Source organism: Haloplanus salinarum, assembly GCF_009762275.1.
Classification (GTDB): Archaea; Halobacteriota; Halobacteria; order Halobacteriales; family Haloferacaceae; genus Haloplanus; species Haloplanus salinarum.
On record NZ_CP034345.1, the window covers coordinates 566,255 to 587,487 of the forward strand.

The 21,233-nt window shown below is 71.5% G+C and carries 25 protein-coding genes and 1 pseudogene; 8 read left to right on the top strand and 18 right to left on the bottom strand.

Annotation, left to right across the window (positions count from 1 at the left end; translation table 11 throughout):
- Positions 1-51: 51 nt before the first annotated feature.
- Positions 52-513, top strand: a complete 462-nt coding sequence (locus EI982_RS04115; protein WP_157688272.1) for a PH domain-containing protein — start codon at positions 52-54, stop codon at positions 511-513.
- Complete coding sequence (locus EI982_RS04120) at positions 510-2,078, top strand: PH domain-containing protein (protein WP_157688273.1); 1,569 nt, start codon at positions 510-512, stop codon at positions 2,076-2,078. The genes EI982_RS04115 and EI982_RS04120 overlap by 4 nt, the downstream gene beginning before the upstream one ends.
- 7 nt (positions 2,079-2,085) lie before the next feature.
- Here the strand turns inward: EI982_RS04120 and EI982_RS04125 are convergent, their stop codons facing one another.
- From EI982_RS04125 to EI982_RS04190, 14 genes and pseudogenes are all read right to left on the bottom strand, one after another.
- Positions 2,086-2,838, bottom strand: a complete 753-nt coding sequence (locus EI982_RS04125; RefSeq protein ID WP_157688274.1) for an ABC transporter permease — start codon at positions 2,836-2,838, stop codon at positions 2,086-2,088.
- Entirely contained in the window at positions 2,835-3,785 is a 951-nt protein-coding gene (locus EI982_RS04130) for an ABC transporter ATP-binding protein (protein WP_157688275.1), read from the bottom strand. Before EI982_RS04130 ends, EI982_RS04125 begins: the two co-directional genes overlap by 4 nt.
- Before the next feature lie 116 nt (positions 3,786-3,901).
- Positions 3,902-4,135 (bottom strand): Rdx family protein, encoded by a 234-nt coding sequence (locus tag EI982_RS04135; protein WP_157688276.1) that lies wholly within the window; start codon positions 4,133-4,135, stop codon positions 3,902-3,904.
- A gap of 54 nt (positions 4,136-4,189) precedes the next feature.
- Entirely contained in the window at positions 4,190-5,341 is a 1,152-nt protein-coding gene (locus EI982_RS04140) for an enolase C-terminal domain-like protein (protein ID WP_157688277.1), read from the bottom strand.
- Positions 5,342-5,409: 68 nt separating this feature from the next.
- On the bottom strand, positions 5,410-5,565 hold the full coding sequence (locus EI982_RS04145; RefSeq protein WP_157688278.1) for a rubrerythrin-like domain-containing protein: 156 nt from the start codon (positions 5,563-5,565) through the stop codon (positions 5,410-5,412).
- A gap of 308 nt (positions 5,566-5,873) precedes the next feature.
- Positions 5,874-6,221, bottom strand: a pseudogene (locus tag EI982_RS04150) (Rpp14/Pop5 family protein); the annotation flags it as partial.
- Positions 6,218-6,922: an RNase P subunit p30 family protein gene (locus EI982_RS04155; protein WP_157688280.1), complete on the bottom strand. Its 705-nt coding sequence runs from the start codon at positions 6,920-6,922 to the stop codon at positions 6,218-6,220. The pseudogene EI982_RS04150 and the gene EI982_RS04155, both read right to left, overlap by 4 nt.
- Positions 6,923-6,961: 39 nt before the next feature.
- Positions 6,962-8,074 carry a M20 family metallopeptidase gene (locus tag EI982_RS04160; protein ID WP_157688281.1) on the bottom strand — a complete coding sequence of 371 codons (1,113 nt, stop codon included), beginning with the start codon at positions 8,072-8,074 and terminating at the stop codon, positions 6,962-6,964.
- Entirely contained in the window at positions 8,071-8,952 is an 882-nt protein-coding gene (gene dapF, locus EI982_RS04165; RefSeq protein ID WP_157688282.1) for a diaminopimelate epimerase, read from the bottom strand. The genes EI982_RS04160 and dapF overlap by 4 nt, the downstream gene beginning before the upstream one ends.
- Positions 8,949-10,202, bottom strand: coding sequence for a diaminopimelate decarboxylase (gene lysA / locus EI982_RS04170; RefSeq protein WP_157688283.1), 1,254 nt, complete (start codon positions 10,200-10,202; stop codon positions 8,949-8,951). Before lysA ends, dapF begins: the two co-directional genes overlap by 4 nt.
- Entirely contained in the window at positions 10,199-11,077 is an 879-nt protein-coding gene (locus EI982_RS04175) for a 2,3,4,5-tetrahydropyridine-2,6-dicarboxylate N-succinyltransferase (RefSeq protein WP_157688284.1), read from the bottom strand. The genes lysA and EI982_RS04175 overlap by 4 nt, the downstream gene beginning before the upstream one ends.
- Positions 11,074-11,811, bottom strand: coding sequence for a 4-hydroxy-tetrahydrodipicolinate reductase (gene dapB / locus EI982_RS04180; protein ID WP_233255339.1), 738 nt, complete (start codon positions 11,809-11,811; stop codon positions 11,074-11,076). The genes EI982_RS04175 and dapB overlap by 4 nt, the downstream gene beginning before the upstream one ends.
- A 32-nt stretch (positions 11,812-11,843) precedes the next feature.
- Positions 11,844-12,746 carry a 4-hydroxy-tetrahydrodipicolinate synthase gene (gene dapA, locus EI982_RS04185; protein WP_157688286.1) on the bottom strand — a complete coding sequence of 301 codons (903 nt, stop codon included), beginning with the start codon at positions 12,744-12,746 and terminating at the stop codon, positions 11,844-11,846.
- Positions 12,747-12,984: 238 nt separating this feature from the next.
- Positions 12,985-13,485 carry a DUF7549 family protein gene (locus EI982_RS04190; protein ID WP_157688287.1) on the bottom strand — a complete coding sequence of 167 codons (501 nt, stop codon included), beginning with the start codon at positions 13,483-13,485 and terminating at the stop codon, positions 12,985-12,987.
- Positions 13,486-13,609: 124 nt separating this feature from the next.
- Between EI982_RS04190 and EI982_RS04195 the strand changes: the two genes are divergently transcribed.
- The 3 genes from EI982_RS04195 (at position 13,610) to EI982_RS04205 (ending at position 15,381) form a co-directional block, all read left to right on the top strand.
- The gene (locus EI982_RS04195; protein WP_157688288.1) at positions 13,610-14,083 is read left to right on the top strand and encodes a DUF5793 family protein; all 474 of its coding nucleotides are present in this window, start codon (positions 13,610-13,612) and stop codon (positions 14,081-14,083) included.
- 31 nt (positions 14,084-14,114) lie between these two features.
- Positions 14,115-14,741, top strand: a complete 627-nt coding sequence (locus EI982_RS04200; RefSeq protein WP_157688289.1) for a uracil-DNA glycosylase family protein — start codon at positions 14,115-14,117, stop codon at positions 14,739-14,741.
- Between the two features lie 355 nt (positions 14,742-15,096).
- Complete coding sequence (locus EI982_RS04205) at positions 15,097-15,381, top strand: DNA-directed RNA polymerase subunit L (protein ID WP_157688290.1); 285 nt, start codon at positions 15,097-15,099, stop codon at positions 15,379-15,381.
- Here the strand turns inward: EI982_RS04205 and hisF are convergent.
- Positions 15,378-16,193, bottom strand: coding sequence for an imidazole glycerol phosphate synthase subunit HisF (gene hisF / locus EI982_RS04210; RefSeq protein WP_157688291.1), 816 nt, complete (start codon positions 16,191-16,193; stop codon positions 15,378-15,380). The genes EI982_RS04205 and hisF overlap by 4 nt on opposite strands.
- A 138-nt stretch (positions 16,194-16,331) precedes the next feature.
- Here hisF and EI982_RS04215 point away from each other — a divergent pair, with 138 nt between their 5' ends.
- Positions 16,332-16,511: a DUF7550 family protein gene (locus tag EI982_RS04215; RefSeq protein WP_157688292.1), complete on the top strand. Its 180-nt coding sequence runs from the start codon at positions 16,332-16,334 to the stop codon at positions 16,509-16,511.
- A 1-nt stretch (position 16,512) separates the two neighbouring features.
- Here EI982_RS04215 and EI982_RS18265 read toward each other — a convergent pair whose 3' ends face one another.
- Both EI982_RS18265 and purL read right to left on the bottom strand, forming a co-directional pair.
- Positions 16,513-16,677, bottom strand: coding sequence for a hypothetical protein (locus EI982_RS18265; RefSeq protein WP_199243726.1), 165 nt, complete (start codon positions 16,675-16,677; stop codon positions 16,513-16,515).
- A gap of 44 nt (positions 16,678-16,721) precedes the next feature.
- Positions 16,722-18,845, bottom strand: coding sequence for a phosphoribosylformylglycinamidine synthase subunit PurL (gene purL, locus EI982_RS04220; RefSeq protein WP_157688293.1), 2,124 nt, complete (start codon positions 18,843-18,845; stop codon positions 16,722-16,724).
- A 113-nt stretch (positions 18,846-18,958) separates the two neighbouring features.
- Between purL and EI982_RS04225 the strand changes: the two genes are divergently transcribed.
- On the top strand, positions 18,959-19,642 hold the full coding sequence (locus EI982_RS04225) for a PHP domain-containing protein (RefSeq protein ID WP_157688294.1): 684 nt from the start codon (positions 18,959-18,961) through the stop codon (positions 19,640-19,642).
- Between the two features lie 2 nt (positions 19,643-19,644).
- On the top strand, positions 19,645-20,736 hold the full coding sequence (locus tag EI982_RS04230) for an asparagine synthase C-terminal domain-containing protein (RefSeq protein ID WP_157691057.1): 1,092 nt from the start codon (positions 19,645-19,647) through the stop codon (positions 20,734-20,736).
- On the opposite strand, the gene EI982_RS04235 is transcribed toward EI982_RS04230, so the two are convergent.
- The gene (locus tag EI982_RS04235; protein ID WP_157688295.1) at positions 20,733-21,197 is read right to left on the bottom strand and encodes an NUDIX hydrolase; all 465 of its coding nucleotides are present in this window, start codon (positions 21,195-21,197) and stop codon (positions 20,733-20,735) included. The genes EI982_RS04230 and EI982_RS04235 overlap by 4 nt on opposite strands.
- Between the last annotated feature and the right edge of the window lie 36 nt (positions 21,198-21,233).

Sequence of the window (21,233 nt, forward strand, 5' to 3'; positions counted from 1 at the left end):
TTTACCGCGCGGACGGGAACGGGCAGACATGGCACGCCAGGAGGGCCGCCGATGAACCGACTCCACCCGCGGGTTCGCGTCGTGTGGGCCGGACAGGCCGCCATCGTCGCCGTCGCCCTCGCCGGCGTCACCGTCGCCGTCGACCGGCTGGCGGTCGACCTGCCGGTCTGGGTCCCGCCGGCCGTCCTCGTCGTCGTCCTCGGCCTCGGCGTCGGCCTCGCGCTGGCCCGCTATCGGGTCTGGCGCTACGAGGTCCGCGACGACGCCCTGTATCTCGAACGCGGCGTCTTCACCCGCGTCCGGACGGTCGTCCCCTTCGTCCGCCTCCAGCACGTCGACTCCTCGCGTGGTCCCGTCGAACGCCTCCTCGGCCTGGCAAGCGCCGTCGTCTACACCGCCGGCTCGCGGGGCGCGGACGTCCGGATCCCGGGACTGACGCCCGCCGGGGCCGACGACCTGCGGGAGCGGCTGAAGCGACTCGCCATCCGCGCCGAGGGCGACGACGCCGTATGAAGCTCTCCCCGCTCTCGGTGCCCTACCGGGTGCTCGAACGTGGCGGCAGCATCGTCTTCACCGCCGCCATCCTCTTTTCGGGGGCCTCCGCCGCCTTCGGCCCCGCCGGCGGGCCCGCCGTCGTCGCCCTCGTCGGCCTCGCCCTCCTCGCGCTGATCGGCTACGAGGTGGCGTACTACCGCCGGTTCGAGTACGCCCTCGACGGCGATACCCTCGACATCCGATCGGGGGTGATCTCCCGTCGGAACCGTGAGATCCCCCTCGGACGCATCCAGAACGTCGACATCAGTCGCAACGTCGTCCAGCGGGCGCTCGGCGTCGCCGTCGTCGGCTTCGAGACGGCCGGCGGGAGCGAGACGGAGGCGTCGCTCCGCTTCGTCGAGTTCGAGGAGGCAAAACGCCTCCAGGGCGAGATCGGTCGCCTGAAACGCGGCGACGAGGCGGAGGCGGCGGGCGAGGGTCCCGACACGACCGAACTGTTCGCGCTCACGCCACGGGAACTCGCACTCGTCGGGGCGCTGTCGTTCGACGCCCGCGTCCCGGGACTCCTGATCGTCCTCCTCTCCGGGAGCGTCCCCGCCCTGTCGTCGCTCCTGCCCGACGGGTCGAGACGGCTCCTCCTCGCCGCGGGCGTCGTCGCGCTCGCCCTCGGCGTCGTCCTCGTGGCGTGGGCGGCCGGGGCCGTCGTGGCCGTCCTCAACTACTACGACTTCCGGCTGGCGCGGATCGGGGACGAACTACAGTACGAGCGCGGGCTCCTCCGGCGCTACGACGGGTCCATCCCCCTCGACAAGGTACAGACGCTGACGGTGCTCGACGACCCCCTGAAGCGGGCCTTCGGCTACGCGTCGCTCCGGATCGAGACGGCGGGCTACGCACCCGGATCGGGTGAGGGGGGATCGGAGGCGGCCGTCCCACTCGCGGCGCGCGACCGCGTGTTCGCCCTCGCCAACCGGATCGAAGCCGTCGGCTCGCCGGCCTTCGAGCGCCCGCCCCGGCGGGTCCGGGGCCGGTACGCAGTCCGCTATCTCCTCGCCGTCGGCGTCCTCGTCGGTCTCCTCTACGGCGTGGACCGATTCGTGGCCGGATCGATCCCCTGGTACGGCCCCGCGGCGCTCGCCCCCCTCACGCCCGTCGCCGCCCACCTCAAGTGGAAACACCGGGGCTACTGGCTCGGCGAGGACCACCTCGTCACGCGGAACGGCGTCCTCAGGCGGCGGATCAAGGTCGTCCCGTACTACCGGATCCAGACGGTGATCGACACGCGGACCGTGTTCCAGCGGCGGTGGGGAGTGGCGACCGTCACCGCCGACACCGCGGGGTCGCTCTCGTTGACCGGTCACGACGCCGCCGCCGTCGACGTCGACACGGCGACGGCCGAACGCCTCCGCCGGACCCTCGACGCCCGGCTCCGGACGGCGCTCGCCGCCCGACGCGGCTGGATCGACGACGGGCGGCCGGACGACGGCGCCAGCGGCGACGCGGACGACGAGGATGCGGACGACAACGTCGGGACGGAGAACGCGGAAGCCGGGGACGCGAACGGCGTCGACGACGACTCCTGACCCCGGGTCACTCCGTCCGCGGGACGGCGACGGCGCCGACGACGAAGAAGGCGGCCGCGAGCACCGCGAGGACGAGGAGGGGCGCGGACGGATCGCCGCCGGCGGCGGCGGTCCGCACCCCTCGCGAGAAGTAGGTCAGCGGCGAGAACGCCGTCACCGGGCGGAACCACGCCGGGAGCATCGACGGCGGGACGAACGTCTCGGAGAGCACCCAGACGGGCAGGGCCACGGAGTTGCTGGCGGCGATGACGCCGTCCTGCGAGTCGGCGAGGCGACCGATGATCGACCCCAGCCCACAGAAGAGCGCGACGCCGACGACCACCAGCGGGACGAGCGCCAGGAGGGCCGGCCCGACGACCACCGTCGCGCCCGTCACGGCGAGGACGAGGACGAACAGCAGCAGGCCGGCCAGGCCGATGATGGCGACGTTGACGAGCGTGTGGGCGAGGAGCCACTCCCAGCGGCGGAGCGGCGTCGTCGACAGCTTCTCGAACCGGTTGCCGTCCCGGTGGCGGGCGATGGTGCTACCAACCCGCGACAGCGGCGTGAACACGACGACGACGGCGAGATAGCCCGGAATGTAGAAGGCGGGGTCCCGGGCGAAGAGGCCGCCGCCGGTCGGCCGCGTCCCCACCAGCGCCCCGAAGATCAGGATGAGGAGGACGGGAAAGAAGAAGGTGAAGAAGACGGCCGTCTTCCGTCGGACGAACGCCCGGAGGGCGGCGCGGAACGTGGCGCCGATCCGGTGTCCCCGGCTCATCCCTCCACCTCGCTCTCGACGCCGGGGCGACCGTCGCCGTCCGTCGGCACGAACGACTCGCCGGTCAGTCGGAGGTAGACGTCCGACAGGTCGGGTTCGGACCACGCGAACGACTCGACGTCGACGCCGGCCGCCTCCAGCCGCGAGACCACGTCGCCGACGTCGGCGAGTGCGACGTCGCGGACCTCCAGACGTCCGCCGTGCTCCGTCACCTCGGTGTCGAGGGCGGCCGCGAGCGCCTCCCGGTCGGCAGGGGGCGCCGCGTCGACGACCAGGCGGCTGTCGCCCCCGTGTTCGGCGATCAGCGACTCGGGGCTGCCGACGGCGACGAGGCGGCCGTCGCGGAGCAGCCCCACGCGGTCGGCGAGGCGTTCGACCTCGGCCATCGAGTGACTGGTGAGCAGGACGGTGGTGCCGCCGGCCGCCAGGTCGTCGATCAACCGCCACAGCGACCGCCGACCCGCGGGGTCGATGCCGGTCGTCGGTTCGTCGAGGAAGAGTACGTCGGGGTCGTTCACGAGTGCGGTGCCGACGCAGGCACGGCGTTGCTGGCCGCCCGAGAGCTTCTCGTACCAGGTGTCGGCGTCTTCGGAGAGCCCCACGTCGTCGAGGACGGCCGTCACGGACCGCGATTCGTCGTAGAGACCGGCGTAGTAGGTGACCAGTTCGCGGGCGGTGAGTCGGTCCGCCGGGTGGAACGACTGCGGGAGCAACCCCACGCGGGCGTCGTCGACGTCGGCCGGTGGGACGCCGAGCACCCGGACCGTCCCATCACAGCGCGTCGTGCCCGTAAGCGCCCGCACTAGCGTCGTCTTCCCGGCGCCGTTGGGCCCGACCAGCCCGAACACCTCCCCTTCGGGAATCGACAGCGAGACGCCGTCCAGCGCGACGACGTCGCCGTACTGCCTGCGCACGTCCTCGGCGACGAGTGCCTCTGCCTCGGCCATGTCCGAGGGTTCGCGGGGGGACGGGGTAAGGGTTCCCTTTCGTCCCGTTCGCCGGGAGTCATCACCGGGGGTTCGCCGGGCTGTCCTGGCGACCCAGCGACATACGGGACGCGGTCTCAGACCCGGCCGCGGACCGTCGTGACGAGTTCGTCGGTGTCGTAGTCGCCGTCCGCGTCCTTGTCGTAGATGGTCTCGCCGTCGACGTGAACCCGGAAAACACCCTTGTCGCCGGTCTCCAAGGTCACGGCGTCCAGGTCCTCGCCCAGCGACGTCAACAGCGCGTGCTGGATCGTCTCGGCGCGGTCGAGGAAGCCACAGGGGACGCAGTACTCGATCGTCACGTTCGTCATGGTCGATCGTTGGGAATGGGTGGAGTTAAATCCCGGCTCCGACGCCCCGTCCGGTCACCTCTCGATCCGCGTGTGGCCCGTCCGGCGGCGCTCGACGAACGCCCAGTCGATATCGACCCCGAGACCGGGGCCGTCGGGGACGACCATCCGCCCGTCGTCGTCGACCGACTCCGGCTCGCCCTCGAACCCCTGGTTCAGGATCCAGTCGCTCCCGGGATTGCGCAGGCCGTGTTCGAAGAAACTGGAGTTCCTGAGCGCGCTCATCAGGTGCATGTGTGCGGGACCGCCGAGCAGGAGTTCGACGTCGAGGCCGAACGACTCGACGGTCTCTGCGATCTTCAGCGCGCCCGTGATGCCGCCGTCGAGGTGGGCGCTGGCGCGCACGAGGTCGGTCGCCTCGGTGGCGAGGCTGTTCGCCACGCCGTAGGGGCCGGTCCGGACGTGTTCGAGGCCGAGCATCGGCGTGTCGAGTTCGTCGACGAGTTTCCGGACCGCCCGCTCGCTCACGCCGCCGTCGTGGAAGGGGTCCTCGTACCAGCGGAAGTCGAGGTCGTCGAGCGCCCGTCCCACTTCGAGGGCATCGGCGTAGGTCCGGTAGAGGCTGGAGGCGTCGAGCATGAGCGCCATCCGGTCGCCGACCCGATCCGCGAGCGCCTCGCAGATGGCGACGTCGACGTCGGGCCGCACCTCGGGGTGGCCGTGGAACTTGAACCCCTCGTAGCCCCGGTCGAGACACTCGGCGGCGAAGTCGGCGAACGCCTCGGGGCCGTCGAGGCCGCCGTTGTCGTCGACGAAGGTCGTCGAGGCGTAGGTCGGGAGGGCCTCGCGCCCGCCGCCGAGGAGCGTCGAGACGCTCGCGTCGTGGTGGGCGCCGGCCAGGTCCCAGAGCGCGACGTCGATCGGCCCGACGCCGAAGTGGTCGGTGTGGCGAAGCGCCCGCCAGCAGTCCTGCCAGATCTCCCGCCGTTCGAGCGGATCCCGGCCGAGGACGTGCTCCTCGGCCACCATCCGGATCTGGGCGACCATCGGCGGCGTGAACGCGAACCCCCGGTAGTGACCCTCGGTGCCGTCGGCGGTGCGGATCGTCAGCACGAAGCCGGGCGGTTCGAGCGTGGAGTCCGGATCGTACACCCAGTTGCCGCCGACGGTCCCCGTCCGCTCGGCCGCGTAGTCGAACTCGTGGATCTCGATCTCGTTTATCCGCATCGGCGGCATGTCGGGAGCCGAACGCAAAGTGCTTGCGACGCCGTCACACGCTCCGGTGCGGGACGGCGTTACTCCGGTCGTGGGCGACTCAGGTTCTGCAACACCCCGTCACATACCGGACAGGCGGGCGGCGACGACGCGCTACAGAGCCGCTCGCCGCACTCCAGACACTCGTAGAGCTGTTCGTCCAGGTCACAGGGGGCAGGATCCGATGGTGTGGGCATTCTTTCGTCAGCTTGGATATGTGCCGTGTTAACTCTTGTCGATGTCTCGGCGGAGTGGACGTTCGTTCGATTCCGACGGGAGCGAGCCGTTTTTGTATCGGCGAGGTGACGTTCCGGCGCTGTCCCCGCGTGGTTCCCTCCGACCCTCAGAGACGTGGCCGTACGCCCTCATCGGCGGCGTGGCGTCGATTCCCCCGACCGTCGGCGCCGGTCTGAGCCTCACACTGTTGATCGTAAGTCATCACCGGGGATTCGCCAGAACGGTTCGGCGAACCACCGGTACACAGTCACAATAAACCGTTTCAGTCGAGGTACTTCTCCGTACAGCCACGGAGGGTGCCCGAGACGCCCCGGACGTACAGACCGATCGGGTCGCCGCCCACCTCGCTCACGCAGGCGAGCGCCGCCCGCGCCGGTCGAACCTCGCCGTGGCGAGCGCGCACGGCGGCCGTCCCCTCGCCCGCCGCGGCGTCGAAGGAGAAGCGAAGCACCCGGAGGTCGGCGTCGGCGCTGCCGGCGTCGCCCAGCAGGTTGCCCGCGGCGTACCACACCGCCCGCTGGAAGTCGCTCCGCGTGAGCGACGTGTCGGGTTCGGTCTCCAGGGCCACCGCGAGGTAGCGCCACCGCGGCCGGAGGTGTTTGGGAAGGTGTTTCATCGGCTCCCCCCGTCGTCCTCGTACGGCCCCCGTTCGACGCCCGGTTCGACGAACGACTCGGACCGGCGGTGGCGGTTGCGCCCCGCGAGCGCCCCCCACTCCCGTAGCCCCGCGCGGACGGTGTCGGGGTCGAACCCGATGGTCTCGCCGACGGCGACGAGTTCTCTCGGCGCTCGCAATCCCAGACGCGAGGGGGCGCCGGCGCTGACGACGAACGGCGCGTCGGCGTCGACGACGAGTTCCCGGAGTTTCCGCAGGTCGCGGAGCGCCTGCACCCGCGGACCGCCCGTCGACCGGAGGACGGGGCCGAGGTCGAACTCGATCCGGACGCCGTTCTCGGCGGCCCGGTTCGCCAGGACGTGGTTCACGTCGCCATCGTCGGCCATGGGGCGGGTCAGCACGTCGACGCGTTCGTTCTCGACCGCGAACCGGTTGAGTCGGTCGGTGCCGCCGCGGACCGCGAGGACGGTGTGGTTCGGGCGTCGGCCCCCGACCGCGCCGCTCGCGCGCTCCGGGTCCGGCGCGACCACCTCGACGCCGTCGACGACGTCGATGCCCGACGCGCCGCGGAGGGCGTCGTGCTCGGGCGTCGCGTCCCGGGCCAGGACGACGACGCCCTCGAACCCCAGCCGCGCGGCTCGCTCGACGACGTCCGTCGCGGGGGAGTCGCCGTCCGGGGCGACGTGGACCGCCTCGTACATGGTCGTTCCGAGTCCCCCCGGGCGCTTGGGGGTTGCGCTTTAGCCGACCAGCGCCGCGAGCGCGTCGCCGAGCGCCGCCGCCGCCCGCTCCACCTCGGCGATCCGGACGTACTCCCGGTCGGCGTGGGCGACGGGCCCCCGCTCGTCGGCGAGGACGCCGGGGCCGAAGACGACGGTCGGCGCGGGCGAGAAGTAGGAGGCCTCGGTGGCGGCGGTGAAGGGACGGACCGTGCCGGCGTCGCCGTCGGTGGCGCGGGCGGCCGCGTCGGCGAGGTGTCGGACGACCGGTTCGTCGGCGTCCGTCGCGAACGCTTCGAGGAAGGGCGTCGGGCGCTCGGTCAGGTCGAACGCGACGCCGACGGGGTCGGGCGTGGCGTCGTCGACGGCCCGCTCTAGGGACTCGCGGAAGCCCGCCGCGGACTCCGGCGGGACGCTCCGCCGGTCGACGGTGATCGCACAGGCCGCGGGCACCTGGTTCGTCGCCTTCCCGCCCTCGACGACCGTCGGCGTGAGCGTCGCCGGGCCGAGCGACGGGTGGGGGTCGCGGTCGGCGTCGAAGGTGCGGACGGCCGACAGCGCCCCCTCCGCGGCGGCGACGGCGTTGACGCCGCTCTCGGGTTCGGCCGCGTGGGCGTTCGTCCCCGAGAGGGTGATCGTCCCCTCGAACCGGCCCTTCGCGGCCGTGCAGACGTCCAGCCCGGTCGGCTCGCCGACGACGTAGGCGTCGCCGGCCGAGGACTCGACGCCGGGGAGGGCCGACAGGTCGAGCGCCGCCGCGCCCGTGGAGTACACCTCCTCGTCGGGTGTGACCGCGAGGGTCAGCCGTCCCGCTGCGGGGTCGGTCCCGAGGAAGGCGTCGAGGATGGCCGCGAGCGGTCCCTTCGCGTCGCAGGCGCCGCGCCCGTGGATCACGCCGCCCTCGCGGCGGTAGTCGACGTGTGGCGACACCGTGTCGACGTGGGTGTTCAGGACGACGTGTGGCGACCCCGCTCCTCTGGTGGCGAGCGTGTTGCCCGCGTCGTCGACGTGGGGGTCGACGCCGGCCGAATCGAGCGTCTCGACGAGGAACTCACGCATCTCCGTCACGTCCTCGTGGGACTCGATGCGGACGGCGGCATCGAGGAAGTCGACGGGGTCGAAGCCGTCGGTCACTCCGGGACCTCCAGTTCGGTCGCGAACTCGCGTTCGACGGGGCCGGTCAGCGTCGCCGGACCGTCGTCCGGCACGACGATCACCAGGTCGCCGCCGGGGGGCGAGACGCGGACCGGGCCCTCGGTATCGAGGCGGCCGGTGCGCCTGGCTGCGGCGACGACGGCCACCGCGCCCGTCCCGCAGGCCAGCGTCTCGCCCTCGACGCCGCGCTCGTAGGTCCGCTGCCGGTAGGCCTCGGGCGCACCGGGCGCCCCCTCGACGGCGTCGTCGTCCAGATCCACCCGCGTGGCGAGCGTGACGTTCGCCCCCTCCGGAAAGATCGCGGCGTGGCGAACCGGCGGGGCGACCGCCGTCAGGTCGACGGCGTCCACGTCGTCGACGAATGCGACGGCGTGGGGGACGCCGGTGTTCACCGCGGTGACGGTCAGGCCCTCGATCGGCGTGTCGATCAGCGGCCCGCCGGCGTCGCGGGCGAGCGGGACGTCCGCGGGTTCGAAGGACGGACGACCCATCTCGACGGTGACGCCCTCGTTCCGGACGACGGCGTGTCGGTCGCCCGCCGGCGTCTCGACGATCACCTCGCGGGCACCCGTCTCGCGGGCCGCCCACGTCGCGGTGATCCGCGCCCCGTTGCCGCACATCTCGGCTATCGAGCCGTCGGGCTGGACGAGCGTCATCGTCACCCGGACGGGCGAGGCCGACGGGTCGAGGTCCAGAAAGAGGACGCCGTCGGCGCCGGTCCGCTCGCCGCCCACGCCCGTCTCGCGGTCGCAGTGCGTCCGGGCGAAGGCCGCCCGGTCCGCCACCGGGGCGTCCGCAGCGACGACGATGAAGTCGTTCTCCGTGCCGTGGTACTTCTCCGCGGCGACGGCCGTCATCGCTCCACCTCCAGTGCGGTGACGTCGGCGATGGTCTCTCGCTCGCGGGCGAGTCGCGTTCCGTCCCCGTCCCGGACGACCTCCGCGGGTCGGGGCCGGGAGTTGTACGTGCTCGCCATCTCGTAGCCGTAGGCGCCGGCGTTGCCGACCGCGAGCAGGTCACCCCGCCGCGGTGAGGGCATCGATCGCCCCTCACAGAACAGGTCTGCCGTCTCGCAGACCGGGCCGGCGACGGTGACCGGTCGCTCCGGCCGGTCGTCGGTCAGGTTCCGGATGGCGTGGTAGGCGTCGTACATCGCCGGCCGGAGGAGCGTCGTCATGCCGGCGTCGACGCCGGCGACGACGGGAACCGCCCCCGTCGCGCCCGCATCGTCGACCGGCTTCACCGTGTTCACCCGCGTCAGGAGGACGCCGGCGTCGGCGACGACGTAGCGGCCGGGTTCGACGGCCAACTGGGCGTCGACCGCGCCGAGTGCCTCCCGTGTCGCGTCGGCGACGGCGGGGAGGTCGAGCGGCGGTTCGTCCTCGCGGTAGGGGACGCCGAAGCCGCCGCCGACATCGACGAACTCCAGGTCGCCCACCTCGCGGGCGAGTTCGCCCATCCGGGCGACGAGTTCGCGGTGGGCCGACAGGTCCTCGCCGGAGATGCCGCTGCCGGCGTGCGCGTGGATGCCGACCACGTCGAAGTCGGCGCGGGCGTCGGCCACCACCTCGGCCGCGCGGTCGTAGGGGACGCCGAACTTGGCGTGGCCGCCCGTGGTCACCTTCTCGTGGTGACCGGCGCCGACGCCGGGGTTCACCCGCACCGCCAGCCGACCGTCGAAGCCGCGTTCCCGGAGTCGGTCGAGGGTGTCCCGCGCGCCGGCGACGACGGTCAGGTCGGCCCCCGCCCGCCAGCGGTCGACGACGACGTCCAGGTCCGCGGCCGGCGGGTTGACCGCGGTGTACTGGACGGCCTCGAACCCGGCGTCGAGGGCGCGGACCACCTCACCCGCGGAGGCACACTCGGCGCCGAGTCCCGCCTCGCGGACGACTTCGAGGACGGCCCGGCCGGTGTGGGCCTTCACCGCGTAGTGCACGTCTGCGTCGGGGAAGGCCGCGCGCAGGCGGGCGGCGTTCTCCCGCACGCGGTCGCGGTCGGTGACGTACAGGGGCGTGTCGTACTCCGCGGCCAGGTCCCGCAGGTCGGCGGCCGACCAGTCGGCGAGTCGTCGCACGGCGGGGCCGGTGTCGGCCGCCTCCCCGCTCATTCCCGGAGCGCCTCCTCGCGCCGCGTGGCGTCCCGCGTCTCCGCCTCGATGTCCATGGCGACGACGGCGGGCTTGTACGCGCCGCCGGCGAAGAGGTCGTGGTCGCCGATGGAGGACTCGACCATCCGGGTGAACGCCCGGCGCTCCGGGGGTAGACGGCCGTAGATGACCTCCTCCTCGACGAGGTCGTAGACGGGGATGCGCGGCGAGAGTAGCGTGTTCTCGCCGACGACCGTGTTCTCGCCGACGACGAAGCCGCTCGTGACCCGACAGCCGGCGCCGAGCGAGACGCCGTCCTCGACGATCACCGGCGCGTCCTCGACCGGCTCCAGTACCCCGCCGATCAGCGTGTTCGCGCCGAGTTTGACGTTCTCGCCGATCTGGGCACACGAGCCGACGGTGTCACAGGAGTCGACGAGCGTCCCGTCGCCGACGTGTGCGCCCACGTTGACGAAGGAGGGACTCATCATGATGCAGTCGCTCCCGAGGTAGGCACCGCGGCGGATCGTCGTCCCATCGGGCGTGTTACGGGTGCCGCGTTCGCCCAGGTCGCCCGTCTCGCGCAGGGGGAGGACGTCGTGGTAGTCGACGCCGCCGTAGGAGCGGGCCTCGGTCGGTCGCAGGCCGAAGTTGAGCAGGATGCCCCGTTTGACCCACTCGTTTACCTCCCACTCGCCGTTCCCGGCCGACGGCCGGGAGCCAGCCGAGGTTCCCTCGGCGCTGCCGCGCTTCTCGGCGGCGCGGACCTCGCCCGCCTCCAGTGCGTCGAGGAAGGCATCGAGCGTGTCGTAGTCGTCGGCGGTCGCCGTCCCGGCGTCCACGTCGTCGTCGTCGTAGCGCTGCCACAGGTCGGATACGTCGGCTTGCAGTGTCATAGTGCGTCCTCGAAGTCGTATTCGCCGGCCTGGCGGCCGACGAGCCACTCCGCCGCGTCGAGCGCGCCCGCGGCGAAGACGCCGCGGGACTCGGCGCGGTGTGTGAGCGTCAGTACCTCGTGGTTCCCCGCAAGTAGAAGTTCGTGTTCGCCGGTGACGTCGCCCGCCCGGCGCGCGTGGACGCCGATCTCGCCGTCCTCGCGGGGCTGTTCGCCCTCGCGGCCGTGGACACGGTCCGCGTCGGGCGAGGAGTCACGCTCCTCGCGCACCTCGTCCACGTCGTCGAGGAGGGTCAGGGCGGTGCCCGAGGGGGCGTCCCGCTTGCGGTTGTGGTGGGTCTCGGTGAGTTCGACGTCGTAGGATGGCACCGCGGCGACGGCCTCGCGGACGGCCCGCCGGAGCGCCGCCACGCCGCGCGCGAAGTTGGCCGCCCGGAGGACGGGCACGGATTCGGCGGCGTCGGCGAGGACGGCCAGCTGTGACTCCGAGAAGCCCGTCGTGCCGACGACGGCGGCGACGCCGGCGTCGGCGCAGGCCTCGACGTACCGGGTGCTCGGGTCGGGGAGGGTAAAATCGACCAGGACGTCGGGGTCGCGCTCCGCGAGCAACGCGGGGAGGTCGGCCTCGTCCTCGACCGGGACGCCGGCGACGGGGCCGACCGACGTGCGGTTGACCGCGAGGGCGACGTCCACGCCGTCGCGGTCGGCGGCGGCCTCGATCACCTCGCGGCCCATGTGGCCGCCGGCGCCGGTGACGGCGACATCGATCACGGCTCGGCCTCCACCGGACCGAGATCCGCGAGGATCGCTTCGAGGTCGTCGCGGTACTCCCCGGAGAGGCGGGTGAGCGGCGAGCGGACCGTCCCGGGGCCGTAGCCGCGGATGGCCATCGCCTCGTTGACCGGGATGGGGTTGGTCTCCCAGAACAGGGCGCGCATCAGCGGGCCGAGTTCGTGGTGACGTTCCCGTGCGTGTTCGAAGTCGCCGTCGAGCGCCGAGTGGACCAAGTCGACGGTCCGTTCGGGTTCGACGTTGGCGACGACGCTGATGGTTCCCGTCCCGCCGACGGCGAGGGTGGGAAGGATCAGGCCGTCGTCGCCGGCGAGCACCGAGAAGTCCTCGTCGCGGGTGCGCTCGACCACCTCGGAGACCTGGTTCAGATCGCCGCTGGCGGCCTTGTAGCCGAGGATGTTGGGGTGGGTGGCGAGTTCGACGGCGGTGTCGGGGGTGATGTTCCGGCCCGTCCGCCCGGGGACGTTGTAGACGATCTGTGGGAGGTCGACCTCGTCGGCGATGGTGCGGTAATGCTCGATCATCCCCGCGGGTTCGGGCTTGTTGTAGTACGGCGAGATGAGGAGGAGCCCGTCGGCGCCGGCGTCGGCCGAGCGCCGGGAGAGCGAGAGCGCCTCGGCGGTGTTGTTCGAGCCGGAGCCGGCGATGATCGGCACGTCGTCGCCGACGGCGTCGACGACGGCCTCGACCACCTCGATGTGTTCGTCGTGGGAGAGGGTCGCGCTCTCGCCGGTCGAGCCGACGGGAACCAGCCCGTCGACGCCGGCGTCGGCGAGCCGTCTGGCGTCGGTTCGGAGCGTCTCGAAGTCGATACTGCCGTCCGCGTGGAACGGCGTGGTCATGGCGGGATAGACCCCGCGGAACTCGGATAGCGTCATTGTCGGATGGGTGTCGTCTGCGCTGTTAGTCGTGTCGGAACGGGTCGGTCGTCGGCGGTCACCCGGGACGGGGTCGCCACCCCCGCCACGAGCGGAGCTACCGACCGCGTTTTTTCAGGAGAGCCGCGAGGCCACCCGTCGCTGCCGACCGGCGTGCGGGTTCGGCGACGACGCGTGGCGGTATCACGTGCGAATAGGGACACGCGGCGGATTTATAGTTTGTGTCCGCGGCCGACCATCACTCGGTCCGGTCGACCGTCAGCAACACGACGCCGAACAGGAGGAGGAAGACGACGCCGATGGGGATGGGGATGCCCGGGAACCCCCGGGAGAGGAGGAAGTACGTCGCCGCCGCGAGGACGACTCCCGTCGCCAGGAGGAGGGTCCCGAGGAGTCGGACGGGGTCGACGGGCCAGGATTCGGCCCACGCCTCGCGGCGGTAGTAGACGGCCGAGACGACGAGGGCCGCGGCGAAGATTCCGGCGCCGACCGTCCACAGCCGATAGGGGAGTTCGAGCGCCTGTCCCCTCTGGAAGGCCGTCGCCGTGAGGGGGTCGACGACGGCGATGCCGGCGGCGATGGGGACGCCGAAGGTGTACCGGACCTGGAAGAGTGGAAAGCGGACGAACAGGAGGGCGCCGTCCCCGAGGTTCGCGAACGTCACGTTCCACGGGATCAGCGCGGCGAACCACGTGGTCAGGACGGCCAGTTCGCCCGCGTACTCCGACCGGACCCACATACCGTCGCCGAGGGCAAGCCGGTCAATAAACCCCTCGGCGTCCGTCCCGACGGACCGCCGAAACCCGGGTGCGGTCGCGGGGCGTTACGTTCATACCGCCTGAACACAAAAGCGAGGATACGGAATGAGGCGTGACCACTTCGAGTTGGAAGCACACAACGTCGACTGGGTGGAGACCGGGGACGAACCGGCCGAACCCCGCGTCGTTATCGACTTCCACGGACCGAAAGAGACGTTGACGGAGCGGCTGACCGATGCCGAGGGAGACCTGCTGGGGGCAGAGGAGACGGACGTGACTTTCCGCTTGCAGGACTCGCTCGATACGCCCGACGCCACGGGGGTCGTCAGCGTCACCGATCGGATCACCGGCGACTTTCTCCTCGAACTCAACGAGGAGGCCGACGACGTCCTGCGATTCGTTCGTGCCGCCCGGGAGTACGGCCAGTCGACCGACGGCGACGCGGGTCGCTACAGCGTCGTCCTCCGCATCGACGGCGAACCGCTCGCCACCTACTCGAAGAGTACGTTTCTCGTCTACGACGCCAACGGGAGCCTCCTCCGGTCGAAGAGCCTGATCCCCTCCGGCGTCGAACTGTAGATTTAGGTTCCTGGCCGCGTAGGCGGTACCCGTGCGAAACGTCACCGACCGCGTCAGCAACCCGTTCGGCATGGACCCGCCCTGCGAGCGGTACGTCCCGGGATACGGGGACGCGAACGCCCACTTCCACGTCGTCGGCGACCACCCCGGCGTCCACGGGGGTGCGGAGACGGGCGTCCCCTTCACGGGAACGCCCGCCGGTCGACGCCTCCAGCGGGCGCTCCACGACGCGGGCCTCCTCCGATCCACCGGCGACGAACCGACCGTCGAGAACACGTTCCTCTCCTATCTCCACACCTGCGTCCCGGAGGGGGAGCCGACCGACGACGACTACGCGGCGATGGAACCCTTCTTCGACGCCGAACTCCGAGCCATGGCGGCACACGTGCTCTTTCCCGTCGGCGAGCGTGCAACCGAACACGTCGTCGAGACCTGTACTGCCCACGACGTCGACGCCCTCGACGTCGCGACGCTCCACGCGACGGAACTGCGCGGGAGCGGGTGGCTCGTGCTGCCGATCCGGGAGCCGTCGGACTGGGAGTCCGACGACGCCGGCCGCCTCGTCGACGCCATCGACCGCCTCCGGTCGACCGACTACCGGCGCGAGACCGACCTCGGGCGCTTCGTCGCGGGCAACGATCCGTATCTCGTCCGATGAGCGTCATCGTTCGGGCCGAACGTCCACGGGAACCCGTTTCAAATATGATATACGAGTACTCAACTCACAGTTTGTGGAAGGTATTGGTCCGATCGACAGACTTTTTAGCACAAACGTAAACCTAGTAGATGACGCGAACGGCCTTCGGCCCGACGCGTCACGTATCGCAGAGCACATTGCGAGTCTGGTGCTCCTCGCAGTGGCTTGGTCAGTCGGGAGACCACCTCGCGTGGTCCCGTACGTTCTCCGTTCGGGGGACGCCATCCCGGCGTCGCCCGTTCGTTGGGCACCCGACCGTTCGGCGGGCCGACACGGTTACGAAACCTTGAAACGCCAACCGCCGGTAGCGTTGGGTATGGAACTGCGGGTCATCGAGAAGACCGACGAGGAACTACGCATGGAGATCGCCGGGGAGGATCACACGTTCATGAACGTCCTCAAGGGGGCGTTGCTGGAGACCCCGGGCGTCACGGCCGCGACCTACGACATGAACCCCGAACAGTCCGGCGGACAGACCGAGCCGATCCTCTCGATCAAGACCGAGGACGGGACCGATCCCCTCGACGCCGTGGGCGACGCCTCGCGGCGGGTCCAGGACCTCGCGGACGACTTCGTCGCGGCCTTCGACGCGGCGGCCTAGAGCCGAACGGGGATCCCGCGGTCGTCGAGATACTCCTTGACCTCGCGGATCGTGTACTCGTCGAAGTGGAAGATGGAGGCCGCGAGTGCGGCGTCGGCGCCCGCCTCGGCGAACACCTCGCGGGTGTCCTCGGGACCGCCACACCCCGACGAGGCGATGACCGGCGTCGAGACGTTGTCACAGACCGCCCGCGTCAGCGGGATGTCGTAGCCTTCCTTGGTGCCGTCGGCGTCGATGGAGTTGACGAACAGCTCGCCCGCGCCCCGGGATTCGACCTCCCGGGCCCACTCGACCACGTCGACGCCGGTCCCCTCGCGGCCGCCCTTGATCGTACACTCGAACCAGCAGGACTCGCCGTCGATCCGCTCGTAATGTTCCCCCTGCTCGTCGTAGCGGCGGCGGGCGTCGACGCTGATGACGATACACTGACTACCGAAGGCGGTCGCCCCGGCGTCGACCAGCTCCGGGTTCTCGATGGCCGCGGTGTTGATCGACACCTTGTCCGCGCCGGCCCGGAGCGTCTCCTTGATGTCCTCCCGGGTCCGGATCCCCCCGCCGACGGTCAGCGGGATGAACACCTCGTCGGCCACCTGCTCGACGACGTGGAGCATGGTCTCGCGGCCCTCCGCGCTCGCCGTGATGTCGAGAAAGACGAACTCGTCGGCCCCCGCCTCGTTGTACCGACGGGCCATCTCGACCGGGTCGCCCGTATGCTTCAGGTCCTCGAAGTTGACGCCGGTGTACACCGCCGGGTTGCCGTCCTCGTCGAGGTCCACGTCGATACAGGGAATGATGCGCTTGGTTACGGCCATCCGTATCCCGGGCTACGACGGGCCCGGTCAAAGGCCGTTCGGTAGTCGACGGCGTTCATCCCGTCGGCTGTAACCGTTTCGAGACTTACGTCCAACGTATCAGGTGTATTTTTGTAACGCGACGCCCGAGGGGCACCCATGGCCGATCACGTCGACGATCACGCGGACCACGAGCACCACCCTCACGGCGAGGACGAGGCCGACGAAGGACGCGTCACCTCGCCCATGCAGGAGTTCACGACCGGACAGGCCGGCGTCGGGTTCGTCGTCCTCCTCGTCGGCCTCGCGGTCACGTTCGGCCTGCCGCTGTTCCTGTGACTCATCGGCCGACACGGAAGGCGTAGCCGAGCAACGCTGCGAACACGAGTAACCCGACCGTCGTCTCGGGCGCGAACCGGAGCGCGAGCGCCAGCAACAGGACGACGGCCGCGGCCAACAGCACGAGGGCGGCGTCGAGTCGCCGCCGGAGGGAACGATCGTTCACGGCGGTTCACGCGCCCCGATCCACCTAAAACCGACGAGCGGCCGCTACGCCAACTCGTCGTCGATCACGGCCCGCAGGTCGCGAATCCCCGCGGCGTCGCGCGTCAGTCGCTCGTCGCCGACCGAAACCACGAGTTCGCCGCTCGTCGTCGCCGCGCCCAGATCCCGCACGGGGACGTCGCCCGCCGCCTCGCGTACGGCGTCGGGGTCGGTCGTCTCGACGACGACCCGGCCGGGCGTCTCGTCGAACAGCGCGTCGACGCCCTCGACGGTCGCACTGATGCCCGCCTCGGCGCTCACCATCTCCGCGAGCGTCACCGCGAGGCCGCCGTGGCTCACGTCGTGGGTCGCGAGCGTCGAGTCGAGGTTCGCCACCGTCCGGACGGCCTCAACCGTCGCCGACGCGTCCGCGGGCAGGGCCGGGAAGCGGTCGCTCCCGCCCATGCGTGCCAGGAACTCGGAGCCGCCGAGGGCACCGCCGCGTGCCCCCACTTCGAGGAGGGTCCCCTCGCCCGTGACCCCGAGCGGCGGGGCGTCGTGGCCGTCCCGGACGCCGATCATCGCCACCGTCGGGGTCGGCGGGATGGGACCCGTCACCGAGTCGTTGTACAGCGAGACGTTGCCGCCGACCACGGGGACCGAGAGGTCGTGACACATGTCGGCCAGGCCGTCGACGATGGCACCGAAGCCGCCGTAGACGTCGGGTTTCTCCGGGTTGCCGCCGTTGAGGCAGTCGACCGCGGCGTGGGGTCGCGCGCCCTTGGCCGCGAGGTTGGTCGCGTTCTCCAGCGCGACGGCGCGGGCGCCCTCGTAGGGGGCGGTGTCCGTCCACGCGGGGATCGCTCCCGCCGAGAGCGCCAGGCCCGTGCCCGCTTCGCGGATCGCCATCACGGCGGCGTCGTCGCCCGGCCGGCGGGCCGTCCGCGTTCCGACCTCGTGGTCGTACTGGCGGTAGACCCACGCCTTGCTCGCCGTGTTGGGGCTGGCGACGACGGCGTCGAAGGCGGCGTCGAGCTCCGCGTCCGGGCGGTCGCGCGGGGGTTGCTCCGGCTCCGCCATCGCCAGGTCGTTCATCGGCGCGCCGTCCGCGAGGAACTCGGCGGGGACGTCGACGACCGTCTCGCCCCCGAACGTACAGACGTAGTTGCCTTCGCGGACCTCGCCGATGACCGAACAGCCCAGGTCGTAGCGATCGGCGATTTCGGCAACCCGGTCGACGTCCTCGGGGCGGACCTCGTAACACATCCGCTCCTGGGACTCCGCGAGCAGGATCTCCAGAGCCGACATGTTCGGCTCGCGCTGGTGGACCGCGTCGAGTTCGATGTTGGCCCCCAGGCCGCCCTTGGCGACGAGTTCGCTGGAGGCGCCGCCCAGTCCGGCCGCGCCCAGGTCCCGGGCCGATCGGATCAGGTCCTCGTCGATCAGCGCCTCGTTGGCCTCGATCAGGAGTTTCTCCGTGTAGGGGTCGCCCACCTGCACCGCCGGGCGGTCCTCCGTCTCGGCGTCCTCGCTCAGGTCCTCGCTGGCGAAGGAGGCGCCGCCCAGGCCGTCGCGGCCGGTGGCGTTGCCGACGAGGACGAGTTTGTTCCCCGGGCGCTTCGCCTCGGCGGTGACGAGGCGGTCCTCGGTCACTAGACCGACGCAGGCGACGTTCACCAGCGGGTTGCCCTCGTAGCCCTCGTGGAACTCGACGCTCCCGCCGACAGTGGGCACGCCGATGGCGTTGCCGTAGTCGGCGATACCCTCGACGACCCCCTCGAAGAGGTAGCGGGAGTGTTCGCGGTCGAAGCCGCCGAAGTAGAGGGAGTCGGTCAGGGCGATGGGGTACGCGCCCATCGAGAGGATGTCGCGGACGATGCCGCCGACGCCGGTGGCCGCGCCGTCGTACGGGTCGACGTAGGAAGGGTGGTTGTGGCTCTCGACGCCCATCGCGACGTAGGTCTCCTCGGCGTCGTCGCCGTACTCGGGCAGCGAGACGACCGCGGCGTCGTCGCCGGGGCCGACGACGACCTGGTCGGCCTCGCTGTCGAACGCCGACAGGAGCGGCCGCGAGGAGCGGTAAGCGCAGTGTTCGCTCCAGAGGTTCTCGAAGAGCGCCGCCTCGGCGGGCGTGGGGTCCCGCCCGAGTTCGGCGGCGACGAGGTCGTGATCCGGATCGGACAGGCTCATTCACCTCCGTCTTTCGCGCTGTGGGGGTAATGTCTTTCCATGTGCGCCACTCCCGCCGTCCCGGACGGTTCGGACCGGCGGCCTTTTTACCGCCGGCACCGCACAGTACGACCGTGTTATCGGTCGAGTTGCACACGCACTCGTCGCTGTCACACGACGGCCGGGACCCGGTCAACCACCTGCTCGAGCAGGCGCAGTCGATCGGCTTGGACGCCTTGGCCGTCACCGACCACGACGAGATCGACGCGAGCCTCGACGCCGTCGAGAAGGCCGCCGACTACGGCCTGATCGGCATCCCCGGCATGGAGATCACCTCCGCCGCCGGGCACGTCCTCGCGTTCGGGATCCGGGAGGCGATCCCCGCGGGCCTCCCCTTCGAGGCGACGCTCGACCGCATCCACGACCAGGGCGGCATCGCCGTGGTCCCCCACCCCTTCCAGTCCTCGCGTCACGGCGTCGCGCCCCACGTCTCCACCGAGGCCCTCGCCAGCGCCGACGCCATCGAGGTGTACAACTCCCGGCTCCTGACCGGGCGGGCGAACCGCAAGGCCGAACGCTTCGCCGAGGCCCACGGCCTCCCGATGACCGCCGGAAGCGACGCCCACATCGCCGAGATGGTCGGCCAGGCGACCACCGAAGTCGGCACCGACGACCGTACCGCCGCGGGCATCCTCGACGCCATCGCCGCCGGCCGGACGAGCGTCGTCGGTCGCCGCACGCCCTGGCACATCAGCTTCAGACAGGCCGCCGGCGGGGCGAAACGACGGATGATACGGGCGCTCGGCGACCTGCTGTGACCGTGCTCCGCGGCGCCGACCCCGCGACCGTCCGCCGCGCCGTCGAACGCGCCGATCCGCTCCCCGGAACCCACGGGTTCGCCGGCGCGCTCGACGGCCGTCTCGTCCGCGACGTCCTCGGTCGCCAGCCGCTCTTCGGCACGCCCGAAAACTGGGGGTTCTCCCCCGACGACGCCGCCGGCGCGACGCCGGTGCCCGCGGGCCACGTCAGGGAGCGCCGGAACGGCGAAACCGTCGATCGGCGGGTCTGGTCGCTCCCCGACCCGGCGGTCTCGACCGACGATGCAGCGGCCCTCGCGGCCGTCGAGCGCGCCGTCCGGGAGTCCGTGACCGCCGTCGACGGGGCGGCGGACCTCGCCGTCGCCTTCTCCGGCGGCGTCGACTCCGCGCTGGTAGCGGCGGGCGTCCCCGACGCCCCCTGCTACGTCGCCGGCTTCCCCGACGCCCACGACGTGGCCGCGGCGCGGGACGCGGCGGCGGCGATGGATCGGGACCTTCGGGTGGTCGAACTCGACCACGACGCCCTCGAACGCGCGGTGCCCGAGGTGGTCGCCGCGACGGGGCGGACCGACGCCATGACGGTCGGCATCGCGCTCCCGCTGTATCTGGTCGCGGAACGCGTCGCCGCCGACGGCTTCGACCGTCTCGCGCTCGGCCAGGGGGCCGACGAACTGTTCGGCGGGTACGCGAAGGTGGTCGACCCGGCAGACGACGACCGGGTCGACGCGACGACCGTCCGCGGCGCGACCCGGGAGGTGATCCGGTCGTTGCCCGGCCAGCTGGAACGCGACACGCTCGTCCTCCGGGCCGCGGGCGTGACCCCCGTGACGCCGCTGCTCTCCGACCGCGTCGTCGGGGCGGCCCTTCCCCTCCCGGGCCACCTCCTCGCGACGCCCGACGAGCGGAAGGTGGCGCTCCGTCGGGCGGCCGCCGGCTGGCTCCCGGAGCCGGTCGTCGGCGCCGACAAGAAGGCCGTCCAGTACGGCAGTCTGGTCTCCCGGGAGCTCGACCGGCTCGCCCGGCAGGCGGGGTTCAAACGCCGGATGGATCGCCACGTCGACCGGTACGTCGAGTCGCTGGTCGACGGGACCTAGTCGGCCGCCACCGCGATGGCCTCCAGGCCCAGCTCCCGCACGTCCGCGTCCACGTCGGCCTCGCGCAGGGCGGCGGGATCGTACCAGGTCCACGCCTCGGGACCCGGTTCGCCCGGTGCGGGGTCGATCCGTCGGCCGTCGACAGTCGCGTAGTAGACGTGGTCGACGTGCTGGTGACCCACCTCGCCGTCACAGACGTTCACGTCGGCGAGCATCAGATGTCGAGGCCGGGGAACGGCTCGCGCCGTCGACGACGACACGTCCGCGTGGTCGGTCAGGAGCGTCGGCTCCAGCCCCGTCTCCTCGCGGGCCTCCCGCAGCGCGGCCTCGTGGGGGAGTTCGCCGCGTTCCAGGTGCCCCCCGGGCGGAAGCCGGAGGCCGAGTCCCGGGTGGTCGTGCAGCGCCGTCGCCCCGTCGGCGACGAGATACACCGTGGCGGTGAAATGTCGCGTCCGTTCCATGGCCGGGGAACGGACGGGGGACGTATCGGCCTTCCG

Coding starts and splice junctions, on each gene's coding strand:
- EI982_RS04205 (WP_157688290.1), top strand. CDS start 15,097: ATGGAACTGCGGGTCATCGAGAAGACCGACGAGGAACTACGCATGGAG.
- EI982_RS04145 (WP_157688278.1), bottom strand. CDS start 5,565: ATGCCCACACCATCGGATCCTGCCCCCTGTGACCTGGACGAACAGCTC.
- lysA (WP_157688283.1), bottom strand. CDS start 10,202: ATGAGCGGGGAGGCGGCCGACACCGGCCCCGCCGTGCGACGACTCGCC.
- EI982_RS04130 (WP_157688275.1), bottom strand. CDS start 3,785: ATGGCCGAGGCAGAGGCACTCGTCGCCGAGGACGTGCGCAGGCAGTAC.
- EI982_RS04155 (WP_157688280.1), bottom strand. CDS start 6,922: ATGTACGAGGCGGTCCACGTCGCCCCGGACGGCGACTCCCCCGCGACG.
- EI982_RS04235 (WP_157688295.1), bottom strand. CDS start 21,197: ATGGAACGGACGCGACATTTCACCGCCACGGTGTATCTCGTCGCCGAC.
- EI982_RS04120 (WP_157688273.1), top strand. CDS start 510: ATGAAGCTCTCCCCGCTCTCGGTGCCCTACCGGGTGCTCGAACGTGGC.
- purL (WP_157688293.1), bottom strand. CDS start 18,845: ATGAGCCTGTCCGATCCGGATCACGACCTCGTCGCCGCCGAACTCGGG.
- dapB (WP_233255339.1), bottom strand. CDS start 11,811: ATGGGCCGCGAGGTGATCGAGGCCGCCGCCGACCGCGACGGCGTGGAC.
- hisF (WP_157688291.1), bottom strand. CDS start 16,193: ATGGCCGTAACCAAGCGCATCATTCCCTGTATCGACGTGGACCTCGAC.
- EI982_RS04115 (WP_157688272.1), top strand. CDS start 52: ATGAACCGACTCCACCCGCGGGTTCGCGTCGTGTGGGCCGGACAGGCC.
- dapF (WP_157688282.1), bottom strand. CDS start 8,952: ATGACGGCCGTCGCCGCGGAGAAGTACCACGGCACGGAGAACGACTTC.
- EI982_RS04175 (WP_157688284.1), bottom strand. CDS start 11,077: ATGACACTGCAAGCCGACGTATCCGACCTGTGGCAGCGCTACGACGAC.
- EI982_RS04195 (WP_157688288.1), top strand. CDS start 13,610: ATGAGGCGTGACCACTTCGAGTTGGAAGCACACAACGTCGACTGGGTG.
- EI982_RS04140 (WP_157688277.1), bottom strand. CDS start 5,341: ATGCGGATAAACGAGATCGAGATCCACGAGTTCGACTACGCGGCCGAG.
- EI982_RS04135 (WP_157688276.1), bottom strand. CDS start 4,135: ATGACGAACGTGACGATCGAGTACTGCGTCCCCTGTGGCTTCCTCGAC.
- EI982_RS04215 (WP_157688292.1), top strand. CDS start 16,332: ATGGCCGATCACGTCGACGATCACGCGGACCACGAGCACCACCCTCAC.
- EI982_RS04190 (WP_157688287.1), bottom strand. CDS start 13,485: ATGTGGGTCCGGTCGGAGTACGCGGGCGAACTGGCCGTCCTGACCACG.
- dapA (WP_157688286.1), bottom strand. CDS start 12,746: ATGACGCTATCCGAGTTCCGCGGGGTCTATCCCGCCATGACCACGCCG.
- EI982_RS04125 (WP_157688274.1), bottom strand. CDS start 2,838: ATGAGCCGGGGACACCGGATCGGCGCCACGTTCCGCGCCGCCCTCCGG.